Below are 427 nucleotides of genomic sequence, written 5' to 3'. Positions count from 1 at the left end.
GCTTTGAAAGTTGCGGTAAAACTCGAAACTGTCGGGTCCCGCTGAAAAGGGCACGGAGGTGCTCCGCCTATGGTCGATGTCACGCCTGCAGATGCCGTCCCGCCCGCCGAAGTCGCGGAAATGGAACTCTACCATCCGCACAGCTGGTGGACGAAGTATGTCTTCTCGCAGGACGCCAAGGTCATCGCGATCCAGTATGCGGGGACCGCAACGGCCATCGGCCTGGTCGCCCTGGTCTTGTCCTGGCTGATGCGCCTGCAGCTCGGCTTCCCCGGCACGTTCGACTTCATCACCCCGGAAGCCTACTACCAGTTCATCACCATGCACGGCATGATCATGGTGATCTACCTGCTCACGGCACTCTTCCTCGGCGGCTTCGGCAACTATCTGATCCCGCTGATGGTCGGTGCCCGCGACATGGTCTTTC

General features: G+C 60.4%; 1 protein-coding gene. It reads left to right on the top strand.

The window, feature by feature from the left end:
- Positions 1–69: 69 nt before the first annotated feature.
- Positions 70–427, top strand: a 358-nt coding sequence (locus AC1DY7_RS31335) for a cbb3-type cytochrome c oxidase subunit I (RefSeq protein ID WP_477497654.1), incomplete at its 3' end; no start/stop codon positions are given.

The organism is Mycobacterium sp. P2_H7, from assembly GCF_056403275.1.
Note: the sequence above shows the minus strand (reverse complement) of the source record. Positions and strands in the feature narration are given on the sequence as shown.